Raw genomic sequence first — 13347 nt, forward strand, 5'->3', positions numbered from 1 at the left:
GTTCCCTCAAGGGCGCGGGTTTTTTCATGGGCCGCAAGTTGTGGTCGCTCCGGCGAATTGCCTCGTCCCCGCGTGCCGGGTAAAGTGCCGCTCCCCCCGTTTTGCCTGAGGTAGCACCATGACTCCGTCCTTTGATATTGCCGTGATCGGTGCCACCGGTACCGTCGGCGAAACCCTGGTGCAGATTCTCGAAGAGCGTGATTTTCCGGTCGGCAACCTCTACTTGCTGGCCAGCAGCGAGTCGGCAGGACATTCGGTGCCGTTTCGCGGCAAGAACCTGCGTGTGCGCGAGGTCGACGAGTTCGACTTCGGCAAGGCCCAACTGGCGTTTTTCGCCGCGGGTCCGGCGGTGACCCTGAGTTTTGCGCCGCGGGCGACGGCGGCCAATTGCGCGGTGATCGATCTTTCCGGGGCCTTGCCCTCGGCGCAGGCCCCCAGCGTGGTGCCGGAAGTCAATGCCAAGGTGCTAACCGGCCTGGGCAAACCTGTGCAACTGAGCAGTCCCAGCGCCTCGGCCACGGCGCTGGCGATCGCGCTGGCGCCATTGCAGGAGCTGCTGGACATCCAGCGGGTGGGCCTGAACGCCAGCCTGGCGGTTTCCAGCCAGGGCCGCGAGGCGATCAGCGAACTGGCCCGGCAGACTGCCGAACTGTTGAATGCGCGTCCCCTGGAGCCGCGTTTCTTCGACCGGCAGATGGCCTTCAACCTGCTGGCCCAGGTCGGGACGGCGGATGCCCAGGGCCATACCCTGCTGGAAAAACGCCTGGTCAGGGAGCTGCGCGAAGTACTGGGCCTGCCTTTGCTGAAGATTTCTGTCACATGCATTCAAGCGCCGGTGTTTTTTGGCGATAGCTATAGCGTGACTCTGCAGTCGGCTGCCGATATCGACCTTGCAGCGGTGAATGCCGCGCTGGAGGCGGCGCCTGGCCTGGAGCTGGTGGACGCTGGCGACTATCCGACGGCCGTCGGTGATGCCGTGGGCCAGGACGTGGTCTACGTTGGGCGGGTTCGCGGCGGGGTCGACGATCCGGCGGAACTCAACCTCTGGCTGACCTCGGACAACGTTCGCAAAGGCGCGGCGTTGAACGCGGTGCAGCTGGCTGAATTGTTGATAAAAGACCTGCTGTAAAAGATACTTGGCAACAATTTGCAGAATGAATCTAGCTGGGCGCTATGCTTGGCAAGTTGCTGGAGGCGAGTGGCCGTCAGGTGCTCCCGGGGCATGCAAGAATTAATCGCGCGTAGTGGCCATCCTGGCCCCGCGCAATGCCTTATGGCAGCCGCTACAAAACCTTCTCGCTAGCCGAGGAAAGTTCAAACAAAGGATGAGGCTATGGTTCAAGTTCGCAAACTGGTGTTAGCAATAGCGGCCGCCTCGGCGCTGTCCTCCGGTATGGCGCAGGCGCTTGGGCTTGGGGAGCTGACCCTGAAGTCGAGTCTGAACCAGCCTCTGGTAGCAGAGATCGAATTGCTCGATGTGAAGGACCTCACTGCCGCCGAGGTGGTGCCAAGCCTGGCCCCGGCAGATGAGTTCGCCAAGGCCGGCGTCGATCGCCAGGCCTTTCTCAATGACCTGAGCTTTACCCCTGTCCTCAATCCCGGCGGCAAGAGTGTGCTGCGGGTAACGTCAAGCCGTCCGCTATCCGAGCCAATGGTCAAGTTCCTGGTGCAGGTGATGTGGCCTAACGGTCGCCTGCTACGCGACTACAGCGTCCTGCTGGACCCTTCGAAGTTCTCTCCCGAGGCCGCGGCTGCCCAGGGCGCCCCGGTCTCCGGTCCTGCGGTGAAGGCTCCGGTCACGGCGGCCAGCAAGATCAGCAAGCCCGAGCAATACACCACCTCGGCCCGTGACACCCTGTGGGAGATCGCGGCGAGGAACCGTAATGGCGCGTCGATCCAGCAGACCATGCTGGCGATCCAGGCGCTGAACCCGGATGCCTTCATCGACGGCAATATCAACCGCTTGAAAACCGGCAAGGTGTTGCGCCTGCCGGATGTGGTCCAGAGCACCGCGTTGCCGCAGCCCAAGGCGATCGCCGAAGTGGCCGCGCAAAATGCTGCCTGGCGCCAGGGGCGGCGTGGCGGTGCCCGTGGCCAGCAACAAGTGGACGCGACCCGCCGTGCAGGTGCCGACAAGGCGCCCAAGCAGGCCAATACCCGGGACAACCTGAGCCTGGTCTCCGCCGAGAGTGGCAAGGCCCGCGGCAAAGGCGCCGCAGGCGACAGCAAGGCGTTGAGCAACAAGCTGGCGGTCACCCAGGAAAGCCTGGATTCGACTCGTCGCGACAATGCCGAACTCAAAGAGCGCATGGCAGATCTGCAGAGCCAGTTGGACAAGCTGCAGCGCCTGATCGAGTTGAAGAACAACCAGTTGGCCAAGTTGCAGGCCGAGGGTGCGGCTCCGGCGGCGCCTGCAGCCCAGCCGGCGCCAGCCATGCCGGCGGAACTGGTGAGCAAGCCCGAGGCTCCGGCCCCGGTGGCTCCAGTGGCCCCAGCCAGCGAGCCTGCAGCCACTCCTGCACCTGAGGCGGAGGCGGCCAAGGCCGATGAAGACAAGTACGGCGACCTGCTGACCAATCCGATCCTCTTGGGCCTGGTCGCCGGCAGCCTGGTGGCGGCCCTGTTGCTGTTGCTGCTGTTGCTGGCGCGTCGCCGCAAGGCCCGGCAGGAGGCTGAGAAGCACCTGCGCATGGCCCGGGCATTATCCGAGGAGAACAATTTTTCCGAAGACATGGATCTGCCGCAAAGCAGCTTCGAAGGTCTTGAGGTGCCGCCGCCGAGCGTCAAGCTGGCTCCAGCTCCAGCTCCAGCTCCAGCTCCAGCTCCAGCTCCAGCTCCGGTAGCGGAGCCGAACGTGGCGCCAGCCGCGCCACAGGAGCGGGCGACCGACGTCCTGGGCCAGGCGCAGAACCATATCGCCGGCGGCCGCCTGAACCAGGCTGCGGCGATTCTTGAAGAAGCGGTCAAGATGGAGCCGCAGCGCAGTGAGCTGCGCCTGAAGCTGATGGAAGTCTATGCGCGCCAGGGCGATCGCAGCGCCTTCGTCGCCGAAGAGCGCCAGCTGGTAGCCAATGGCGATAACCATGCGCAGGTCGAGCAACTCAAGAGCCGTTATCCGGCCATGGCCGCAGTGGCGGCCGCGGCAGGCCTGGCCACGGCAGCCGCAGCGGCGGAACTGGATGCCGAGTACGTCAAGGAATTGCTCCAGGACGAACCGCCGGCGGTTGAGCCAAAAGCCCCGCTGGAAGGCCTGGATGAAGACTTCGACCTGAGCCTGGATGACCTGGAGGCCGCTTCGCCGGCGGTGGTGGCGCCTGAGCCCGAACCAGAAGTCGAACTGGAAGATTTCCCTCTCGACGACGACCTGAGCTTCGGTTCGGTGCTCGAGCAGCAGATCGCATCCGAGGAAAACCTGGACGACCTGGGAGATTTCGATCTCGACCTGGGCGCGGATCTGCCTGCGGCCACCCAGAGCGATGACGATTTCCTGCTGAGCCTGGAAGACGATCTCAAGGACCTGCCAGCTGGCGAGGTGCCTACGGTGACCGAGTCGGCCCTGGACGACCTTGACCTGTCGGCGGACTTCGACCTGTCCCTGGCGGACGAGATGGGTGCGGACGAACCCAAGGATGCCTTCACTTCCGAGCTGGATGACGTCAATGCCGAGCTCGAGCGACTCGCCCAGACTCTCGATCAGCCGGAAGCGGGGGCGCCGACCTTCACTGCCGCGGATGCCGCTGCGGCACCCGAGGACAGTGAGTTCGACTTCCTGGCCGGTAGCGATGAAGTAGCGACCAAGCTCGATCTGGCCCAGGCCTACATCGACATGGGCGACAACGATGGCGCCCGGGATATCCTAGGTGAGGTGCTGAGCGAAGGTAACGAAGGGCAGAAGAGCGAAGCACAGGAAATGCTCGCGCGGCTGGCTTGAGTCGACCTGATGCTTGAGCGCAACGGCAGTCCATGAGGCTGCCGTTTTTGTTGGTGCCACCCGGGTTCGGCAGCCGGCCCATGACAGGGGCCTGTTTCTCGGCGGATCGATACAGTCCGGGAGGCGGCCTCATGGCGGTCCCGGACTACTCTCAGGGCAGGCAAGAACAGATCGGCAGCGCCTGCCAGATTCGCTCCGTGCCCGGTTCCCGCGGCATTCATTCATCAGGTCCCGATCAGGTTTTTTGTTATCAGTCGCTGTATGGGCTGATATGTAGCGCGTGGTCGATGATCACTGCAATCTGCAACTAAACCCCCGTGGTGCATGGCATCCGTTTGCGCTGGCCTTATAATGGGCGCCTTTGCGCATATCAGCAGGCTGTAAGTTCTTGGCAAATATAGATAACGCGGCCGCCGAGATGGCGGCCGCAGGCTTTTCCCGGATCGCCCTGGGCGTCGAATACAAAGGCTCGCGCTACCATGGCTGGCAGCGCCAGTCGTCTGGCGTCCCCAGTGTCCAGGAAGCCCTGGAGAAGGCCCTGTCCAGGGTCGCGGACTCCCCGATAACCCTGACTTGCGCGGGGCGTACCGATGCCGGGGTACATGCCAGCGGCCAGGTGGTGCACTTCGACACCCAGGCCGTGCGCCCGATGAAAGCCTGGGTCATGGGGGCCAATATCAATTTGCCCCATGACATCAGTGTCAGTTGGGCCCGGGAGATGCCGGCGCATTTCCATGCGCGTTTCAAGGCGATCGCCCGGCGCTATCGCTACGTCATCTACAACGATCAGATCCGCCCGGCCCACCTCAATGAAGAAATCACCTGGAATCATCGTCCACTGGACACCGAGCGGATGGCCGAGGCTGCCGCCTACCTGGTGGGCACCCACGATTTCAGTGCTTTCCGGGCCGGACAATGCCAGGCGAAGTCGCCGATCAAGGAGATTCACCACCTGCAGGTCATCCGCTGCGGCAAGATGATCGTCCTGGATATTCGCGCCAGCGCGTTCCTGCATCACATGGTGCGCAATATCGCCGGGGTGTTGATGACCATTGGTGCCGGCGAGCGGCCGGTGGAGTGGGCCAGGGAGGTCCTGGAAAGCCGGGTGCGCCGAGCTGGTGGCGTTACCGCCCATCCTTTTGGGCTGTATCTGGTACAGGTCGAATACCGGGATGAGTTCCAGTTGCCTGAGCGCTACATCGGGCCGCATTTCCTCACCGGATTCCCGGAATTTGGCGGCTGACGCCCGGAAAAGCATTTGCTACCATCCGGAACTTTCCGGATTTACCCCAGGGGTTCACACGATATGTCGGCCGTTCGCAGCAAGATTTGTGGGATTACCCGCATAGAAGACGCGCTGGCGGCGGTGGCGGCGGGGGCCGATGCCATCGGCCTGGTGTTCTACGCCAAAAGCCCGCGGGCGGTGAATGTGCAGCAGGCGCGGGCGATCATCGCCGCCTTGCCGCCGTTCGTGACCACGGTCGGGCTGTTCGTCAATGCCAGTCGTTGTGAGTTGGGAGAGATCCTCGACGCCGTGCCGCTGGACCTCTTGCAGTTCCATGGCGATGAATCGGCTGCCGCCTGCGAGGGTTACCATCGCCCCTATATCAAGGCGCTACGGGTCAAGGCGGGGGATGACATCGCCGCGGCCTGCCTGGCCTATCCAGGGGCCAGTGGGATCCTCCTGGATACCTATGTCGAAGGCGTGCCTGGGGGAACCGGCGAGGCCTTCGACTGGTCCCTGGTTCCGCAGGGGCTGAGCAAGCCGATCATCCTCGCCGGCGGCCTGTCTGCCGATAACGTCGCGATGGCCATTGCCCGGGTGCGTCCTTATGCGGTGGATGTCAGCGGCGGCGTGGAGCAGAGCAAGGGCATCAAGGATCCAGCGAGAATCCAGGCGTTTATGCAGGCTGTACGTCGCAGCAGTGAGTCGATGTGACGGCTGGCAGTCTGCCGCCGTCCATAACACCACTGTACAAAACAGGCAGGCGCCGCCATGAGGCGGGGTCTTAATCGAGTGGCAGCCGCTCTATCGCGGGTTGTCGGGATGGCGCAGGAGAGGTTCGCTGCGGGCTGGTCGAGCCAAGTGCTGACCGCGGTAGCGAGTCGATCACCGCCGCATACATGAATTTGGCTCAAGGGCATGCGCGGGGCCGCGAACCACAGTGTTCGGGCCGCCGGTACTGGAGAAAGAAAGCATGAGCAACTGGTTAGTAGACAAACTGATCCCTTCGATCATGCGTTCCGAGGTGAAGAAGAGCTCGGTGCCCGAAGGTCTTTGGCACAAATGCCCGTCCTGCGAGGCCGTGCTCTATCGTCCGGAGCTGGAAAAGACCCTGGATGTTTGCCCCAAGTGCAACCACCACATGCGGATCGGCGCACGTGCCCGCATCGATATCTTCCTTGATGCCGAAGGTCGCACCGAGCTGGGTGCCGACCTGGAGCCAGTGGACCGCCTGAAATTCCGCGACGGCAAGAAGTACAAGGATCGCCTGAGCGCAGCGCAGAAGCAGACCGGCGAAAAAGATGCGCTGGTTTCCATGAGCGGTACGCTGCTGGGGATGCCAGTGGTGGTTTCGGCTTTCGAATTCTCCTTCATGGGGGGCTCCATGGGAGCCATCGTTGGCGAGCGTTTCGTGCGTGCGGCCAACTATGCCCTGGAAAATCGCTGCCCGATGGTCTGTTTCTCCGCTTCCGGTGGTGCGCGCATGCAGGAAGCGCTGATCTCCCTGATGCAGATGGCCAAGACCTCCGCGGTGCTGGCGCGCCTGCGCGAAGAAGGCCTGCCGTTCATTTCCGTGCTGACCGATCCGGTCTACGGCGGCGTCTCCGCCAGCCTGGCGATGCTGGGCGATGTAATCGTCGGTGAACCCAAGGCGCTGGTAGGTTTCGCCGGCCCACGAGTGATCGAGCAGACCGTGCGCGAGAAGCTGCCTGAAGGCTTCCAGCGCAGCGAATTCCTGCTGGAGCACGGTGCGATCGACATGATCATTTCCCGTCAGGAACTGCGTCCACGCCTGGGCAACCTGCTGGCCCAGCTGATGGGCCTGCCGACGCCGGAGTTCGTGGCTGCACCGGTCGAGGCAATTGTGGTTCCCCCGGCCCCTGCAAGCCTATGACCCGACGTACCCTGGGCGAGTGGCTCGCCTACCTCGAGCAGTTGCATCCTTCGGCCATCGACATGGGGCTGGAGCGCTCGCAGCAGGTAATGGCCCGGATGGGGCTGGGCAAGCCGGCACCCCGGGTGATAACCGTCACCGGTACCAATGGCAAGGGTTCAACCTGTGCCTTCATCGCTTCCCTGCTGCGGGCCCAGGGCCTGCAGGTCGGGGTCTACAGTTCGCCGCACCTGTTGCGCTACAACGAGCGGGTGCAGGTCGATGGCGTCGAGGCCACGGACCAGCAGTTGTGCGAGGCCTTCGCCGCGGTGGAGGCCGGGCGTGGCGAGGTCTCCCTGACCTATTTCGAAATGGGCACCCTGGCGGCATTCTGGCTGTTCCAGCGCGCGACCCTGGATGCCGTGGTGCTCGAAGTCGGCTTGGGAGGGCGCCTGGATGCGGTCAACCTGGTGGATGCCGACATCGCCCTGGTGACTAGCATCGGTGTCGATCATGTGGAGTATCTCGGCGACTCTCGCGAGTCCGTGGCCTTCGAAAAGGCCGGGATCTTCCGTCCTGGCGCCCCGGCATTGTGCGGCGACCTCGAGCCGCCGCAGCCCTTGCTGGACAAGGCGCGAGAGCTGGGTTGCCCGTTTTTCCTCCGTGGCCGGGATTTCGATCTGGGAATCACCGACACCCATTGGCAATGGCGTGGCCTGGATAACCAGGGCAAGCCGGTGGAGTTGCGCGACCTGCCGCTGCTCGACCTGCCCATGGAAAACGCGGCCCTGGCGCTGCAGGCCTATCTGCTGACCGGGTTGCCCTGGCAGCCTGAGCGGATCGCCAGCGCGTTGCAGCAGACCCGCGTGACCGGGCGCCTGGATCGTCGCCGGATCAACTGGCAGGGCAAGTCGATCAGCCTGTTGCTGGATGTCGGGCACAACCCCCATGCGGCGCAGTACCTGGCCGAGCGCCTGGCGCGCCGGCCGGTGGCTGGCCGGCGCCTGGCGGTGTTCGGCCTGCTGGCCGACAAGGACCTGGCGGGCGTGGTGGCCTGCCTGCAGGCGTCGATCCAGCACTGGGCCGTGGCTCCGCTGGACTCGCCCCGGGCGCGTCCGGCCGAGGATCTGCAGGTGGCGCTGGAGAACCTTGGCGCTCCCGTGGCGTCTTACGCCAGCGTGGCGGCGGCGCTGGAGGCGCAATGCGCGCAGGCCGCCACCGATGACGAAATACTGCTGTTCGGGTCTTTTTATTGTGTTGCCGAGGCCCTTGAGTGGTTGGCCCGGCGCGCCACGGAGGAAGCTGCACATGGCTATGCTGGATAACGTCTACAAGCAGCGGATGGTCGGGGCGTTGGTGCTGGTGGCACTGGCCGTGATCTTCTTGCCGATGCTGTTCTCGCGAGAAGACGAGCAGCGCCATGTGGTGGTCGAGGCGCCTGCTGCGCCGCAGCCATCGGCGTTGCCCCAGGTCCAGGTCGAGCCGGTGGTGGTTCCGGAGCCGCAGCCATTGCCGCAAGGTTCCGTGCCTGCCGATGAGCCGGTGGTGCAGCAGGCGGCCCCTACGGCGCCGATCGCTCCCAGTGTGCCGGCGGCTCCGGCACCGGTAGTGGTCAACAAGCCAGCCCCGGCGCCCAAGCCCGCGCCAGTGCCGGCGCCAGCGCAGCCGGTGGTGAGCGCCAAGCCCGATACCAGCCAGAGCCGGGTCGATGCCAATGGCTTGTCCGTCAGCTGGTCGGTGCAACTGGCCAGCCTGTCGAGCCGGGAAAGCGCGGAAAACCTGCAAAAGACCCTGCGTAGCCAAGGCTATAACGCTTATATCCGTTCGGCCGAAGGCAAGAACCGGGTATTCGTCGGGCCGCTGATCGAGCGTGCCGAAGCGGATCGCCTGCGTGACCTGTTGGGCCGCCAGCAGAACCTCAAGGGCTTCGTGGTGCGCTTCCAGCCAGAGCGCGGTTGATTTCAAAAGCACAGTGAATCGCGGCTTACCGACAGCCAAGCGCTCTGTTAAAATGCGCCGCCTTATCCGTCTGTAGGCTGCACTGTGCCATTTACCCTGGTTGACTGGGCGATCGTTGCAATAATCGCCATTTCCGCTTTGATCAGCTTGAGCCGTGGTTTCGTCAAAGAAGCCTTGTCGTTGCTTACCTGGATCATCGCAGGAGTCGTCGCCTGGATGTTCGGTGGCTCGCTGTCCGAGTACCTCGGCGCCTATATCGAAACGCCTTCGGCTCGGGTGATTGCGGGCTGTGCAATCATGTTTGTCGCCACCTTGCTGGTGGGCGCAATGGTCAACTATCTCATCGGCGAATTGATTCGCGTCACCGGCCTGTCCGGTACCGATCGATTCCTCGGCATGGCCTTCGGCGCGGCGCGTGGCGCGCTGCTGGTGGTCGTGGCGGTCGGGCTTCTTAGCCTGGGGCCGGTTCAGCAGGATTCCTGGTGGCAGCAGTCGCGGCTGGTGCCACAATTTCTATTGGTTGCAGATTGGTCCAAGAACCTCATATTGGGGTGGAGCAGTCAGTGGCTGGCCAGCGGTATCAGCGTACCCGCTGAAATACCGTTCAAGGAGCACCTCTTACCGGCCAAAACGCCTCAGTAAGATGGGTTCAGTTCAGTTTCATTAAGTAGGGGTTGCGTCGCATGTGTGGCATCGTCGGTATCGTCGGTAAGTCGAACGTTAATCAGGCGCTGTATGACGCGCTAACCGTCCTCCAACACCGCGGCCAGGACGCGGCCGGTATCGTGACCAGTCATGATGGCCGGTTGTTCCTGCGCAAGGACAACGGCCTGGTCCGTGATGTGTTCCAGCAGCGCCACATGCAGCGCCTGGTCGGCCACATGGGCATCGGCCATGTGCGTTACCCGACCGCCGGTAGCTCCACTTCGGCCGAGGCCCAGCCGTTCTACGTCAACTCGCCTTACGGCATCACTTTGGCGCACAACGGCAACCTGACCAACGTCGAGCAGTTGGCCAAGGAGATCTACGAGTCCGACCTGCGCCACGTCAACACCAGTTCCGATTCCGAAGTGCTGCTCAACGTGTTCGCCCACGAGCTGGCCCAGCGCGGCAAGCTGCAGCCCACCGAGGAAGATGTGTTCGCCGCCGTGACCGACGTGCACAACCGTTGCGTAGGTGGTTATGCGGTGGTGGCGATGATCACCGGCTATGGCATCGTCGGTTTCCGCGATCCCCATGGCATCCGTCCGATCGTGTTCGGCCAGCGCCATACCGACGAGGGCGTGGAGTACATGATCGCTTCCGAAAGCGTGTCCCTGGATGTGCTGGGCTTCACCCTGATCCGCGACCTCGCGCCGGGCGAGGCGGTCTACATCACCGAGGAAGGCAAGCTCTACACCCGCCAGTGCGCCACCAATCCGCAGCTCACCCCGTGCATCTTCGAGCATGTGTACCTGGCCCGTCCTGACTCGATCATCGACGGCGTCTCGGTGTACAAGGCGCGCCTGCGCATGGGTGAGAAGCTGGCCGAGAAAATCCTGCGCGAGCGCCCCGAGCACGATATCGACGTGGTGATCCCGATTCCGGACACCAGCCGCACCGCGGCACTGGAGCTGGCTAACCACCTGGGTGTGAAGTTCCGCGAAGGTTTCGTGAAGAACCGCTACATCGGCCGGACCTTCATCATGCCGGGCCAGGCCGCGCGCAAGAAGTCGGTACGCCAGAAGCTCAACGCCATCGAGCTGGAATTCCGTGGCAAGAACGTGATGCTGGTGGACGACTCCATCGTGCGCGGCACCACCTGCAAGCAGATCATCCAGATGGCCCGCGAAGCCGGAGCGAAGAATGTCTACTTCTGTTCCGCTGCCCCGGCCGTGCGTTATCCGAACGTGTACGGCATCGACATGCCGAGCGCCCACGAGCTGATCGCCCATAATCGCTCCACCCAGGATGTGGCCGACCTGATCGGTGCCGATTGGCTGATCTACCAGGACCTGCCGGACCTGATCGAGGCGGTCGGTGGCGGCAAGATCAAGATCGAAAGCTTTGATTGCGCGGTGTTCGATGGCAAGTACGTGACTGGTGATGTCGACGAGGCCTATCTGAACAAGATCGAGAATGCCCGCAACGATGCCTCCAAGGCCAAGACCCAGGCGGTCAGCGCGATCATCGATCTTTACAACAACTGATCCAGAGCATTCACGAAGAGATTGGGAGTAGGCGGCATGAGTCAGGATTGGGATGCCGGTCGGCTGGATAGCGACCTTGAAGGCGTAGCGTTCGATACCCTGGCGGTGCGCGCTGGTCAGCACCGTTCGCCGGAGAGCGAGCACGGTGATCCGATGTTCTTCACCTCCAGCTATGTGTTCCGCACGGCCGCCGATGCGGCCGCGCGTTTCGCTGGCGAAGTACCGGGCAACGTCTATTCGCGCTACACCAACCCTACGGTGCGTTCTTTCGAAGAGCGCATCGCGGCACTCGAAGGGGCGGAGCAGGCGGTGGCTACTGCGACGGGCATGGCGGCGATTCTCTCGGTGGTCATGAGCCTGTGCAGTGCTGGCGACCACGTGTTGGTTTCGCGCAGCGTGTTCGGTTCCACCATCAGTCTGTTCGAGAAGTACTTCAAGCGTTTCGGTGTCGAAATCGACTACGTGCCCCTGGCGGACCTGTCTGGCTGGGACGCGGCGATCAAGAGCAATACCCGATTGCTGTTCGTCGAATCGCCCTCCAATCCACTGGCCGAGCTGGTGGATATCGCCGCGCTGGCTGAAGTGGCCCATGCCAAGGGGGCGATGCTGGTGGTGGATAACTGCTTCTGCACCCCGGCGCTGCAGCAGCCGCTCAAGCTGGGTGCGGACGTGGTGGTGCATTCGGCCACCAAGTTCATCGATGGTCAGGGCCGCTGCATGGGCGGCGTGGTCGCCGGACGCGGCGAGCAGATGAAAGAAGTGGTGGGTTTCCTGCGTACCGCGGGGCCGACCCTGAGTCCATTCAATGCCTGGGTCTTCCTCAAGGGGCTGGAGACCCTCAGCCTGCGCATGCGCGCCCATTGCGCCAATGCCCAGGCCCTGGCCGAGTGGCTGGAGCGCCAGGATGGGGTCGAGAAGGTGCATTACGCCGGGCTCGCCAGTCATCCGCAGCACGAGTTGGCCAAGCGCCAGCAACGTGGCTTCGGCGCGGTGGTGAGTTTCGAGGTCAAGGGGGGCAAGGAGGGCGCCTGGCGCTTCATCGATGCCACTCGCCTGGTCTCGATCACTGCCAACCTGGGTGACAGCAAGACCACCATTACCCATCCAAGCACCACCTCCCACGGACGCCTGGCGCCACAAGAGCGTGAGGCGGCGGGTATTCGCGACAGCCTGATCCGTATTGCGGTCGGCCTGGAAGACGTTGCCGACCTGCAAGCCGACCTGGCTCGCGGCCTGGCAGCCTTGTGATCGAGTTGTCGACGCCCCCGGGGGCGGGCAATGGTCGTGTTGCGCTGGTGACCGGCGCGGCACGGGGTATCGGCCTGGGCATCGCCGCCTGGCTGATCAGCGAAGGCTGGCAGGTGGTCCTCACCGACCTGGATCGCGAGCGCGGCTCCAAGGTGGCCAAGGTGCTGGGCGACAACGCCTGGTTCATCACCATGGATGTGGCCGATGAGGAGCAGGTGGCTGAAGGGGTCGCCGAGGTGTTGGGGCAGTTCGGGCGTCTCGATGCCCTGGTTTGCAATGCTGCCGTGGCCGATCCGCACAATATGACCCTGGAAAGCCTCGACCTGGGGCATTGGAATCGGGTGTTGGCGGTGAATCTTGGCGGGCCGATGCTGCTGGCCAAGCACTGCGCGCCCTATCTGCGGGCCCACGGCGGTGCGATCGTCAACCTTGCCTCCACCCGCGCCCGCCAATCGGAGCCGGACAGCGAAGCCTATGCTGCGAGCAAGGGGGGCTTGTTGGCCCTGACCCATGCGCTGGCGATCAGCCTCGGGCCGGAGATTCGCGTCAACGCGGTAAGCCCGGGCTGGATCGATGCTCGTGACCCGGCCGTGCGGCGCGCGGAGCCCTTGTCCGATGCCGACCATGCCCAGCATCCGGCAGGTCGGGTGGGCACCGTTGAAGATGTGGCGGCGATGGTGGCCTGGCTGCTTTCACGCAGTTCGGGATTCGTCACCGGCCAGGAGTTCGTGGTGGACGGTGGCATGTCCAAGAAGATGATTTACCTGGATTGAATTCTTTCGCGGGCAGGGAGCGGAGCGCTTGCCAATCGCTGGGGATTTTTCCTGGGGCTTGAAGCGTGTCGTTTACAGCTCTTTTGAAAAAAACTTCAATCCTGCTATTGACTTAGCTTCGATACGTGCGTAAATTTCGCGGCCTCAGC

The 13347-nt window shown here is 63.4% G+C and carries 11 protein-coding genes; all 11 read left to right on the forward strand.

The genetic code is table 11. The features are described from left to right. The first annotated feature begins 118 nt into the window (after nucleotides 1-118). Nucleotides 119-1129, forward strand: a complete 1011-nt coding sequence (locus tag H7A76_RS29030) for an aspartate-semialdehyde dehydrogenase (RefSeq protein WP_185701694.1) — start codon at nucleotides 119-121, stop codon at nucleotides 1127-1129. Nucleotides 1130-1333: 204 nt separating this feature from the next. Then, nucleotides 1334-3931, forward strand: a complete 2598-nt coding sequence (locus H7A76_RS29035) for a FimV family protein (protein WP_185701695.1) — start codon at nucleotides 1334-1336, stop codon at nucleotides 3929-3931. Nucleotides 3932-4349: 418 nt separating this feature from the next. Continuing rightward, on the forward strand, nucleotides 4350-5174 hold the full coding sequence (gene truA, locus H7A76_RS29040; protein WP_185701726.1) for a tRNA pseudouridine(38-40) synthase TruA: 825 nt from the start codon (nucleotides 4350-4352) through the stop codon (nucleotides 5172-5174). 63 nt (nucleotides 5175-5237) lie between these two features. Next, entirely contained in the window at nucleotides 5238-5870 is a 633-nt protein-coding gene (locus tag H7A76_RS29045; RefSeq protein WP_185701696.1) for a phosphoribosylanthranilate isomerase, read from the forward strand. Nucleotides 5871-6129: 259 nt separating this feature from the next. Then, a complete protein-coding gene (gene accD / locus H7A76_RS29050; RefSeq protein WP_185701697.1) occupies nucleotides 6130-7050 on the forward strand; it encodes an acetyl-CoA carboxylase, carboxyltransferase subunit beta in 921 nt (306 codons plus the stop codon). Beyond that, nucleotides 7047-8354, forward strand: coding sequence for a bifunctional tetrahydrofolate synthase/dihydrofolate synthase (gene folC / locus H7A76_RS29055; protein ID WP_185701698.1), 1308 nt, complete (start codon nucleotides 7047-7049; stop codon nucleotides 8352-8354). The genes accD and folC overlap by 4 nt, the downstream gene beginning before the upstream one ends. Next, a complete protein-coding gene (locus H7A76_RS29060; RefSeq protein WP_185701699.1) occupies nucleotides 8338-8988 on the forward strand; it encodes an SPOR domain-containing protein in 651 nt (216 codons plus the stop codon). Before folC ends, H7A76_RS29060 begins: the two co-directional genes overlap by 17 nt. 84 nt (nucleotides 8989-9072) lie before the next feature. Continuing rightward, complete coding sequence (locus tag H7A76_RS29065) at nucleotides 9073-9630, forward strand: CvpA family protein (RefSeq protein ID WP_185701700.1); 558 nt, start codon at nucleotides 9073-9075, stop codon at nucleotides 9628-9630. A gap of 41 nt (nucleotides 9631-9671) precedes the next feature. Beyond that, nucleotides 9672-11177: an amidophosphoribosyltransferase gene (gene purF, locus H7A76_RS29070; protein WP_031321374.1), complete on the forward strand. Its 1506-nt coding sequence runs from the start codon at nucleotides 9672-9674 to the stop codon at nucleotides 11175-11177. Between the two features lie 36 nt (nucleotides 11178-11213). Then, nucleotides 11214-12425, forward strand: coding sequence for an O-succinylhomoserine sulfhydrylase (locus H7A76_RS29075; protein ID WP_185701701.1), 1212 nt, complete (start codon nucleotides 11214-11216; stop codon nucleotides 12423-12425). Nucleotides 12426-12430: 5 nt separating this feature from the next. Continuing rightward, the gene (locus H7A76_RS29080; protein ID WP_185701727.1) at nucleotides 12431-13198 is read left to right on the forward strand and encodes an SDR family oxidoreductase; all 768 of its coding nucleotides are present in this window, start codon (nucleotides 12431-12433) and stop codon (nucleotides 13196-13198) included. Nucleotides 13199-13347: the final 149 nt, after the last annotated feature.

Origin of the sequence: Pseudomonas sp. MSSRFD41 (genome assembly GCF_014230245.1) — a bacterium.
GTDB lineage: Bacteria > Pseudomonadota > Gammaproteobacteria > Pseudomonadales > Pseudomonadaceae > Aquipseudomonas > Aquipseudomonas piscis.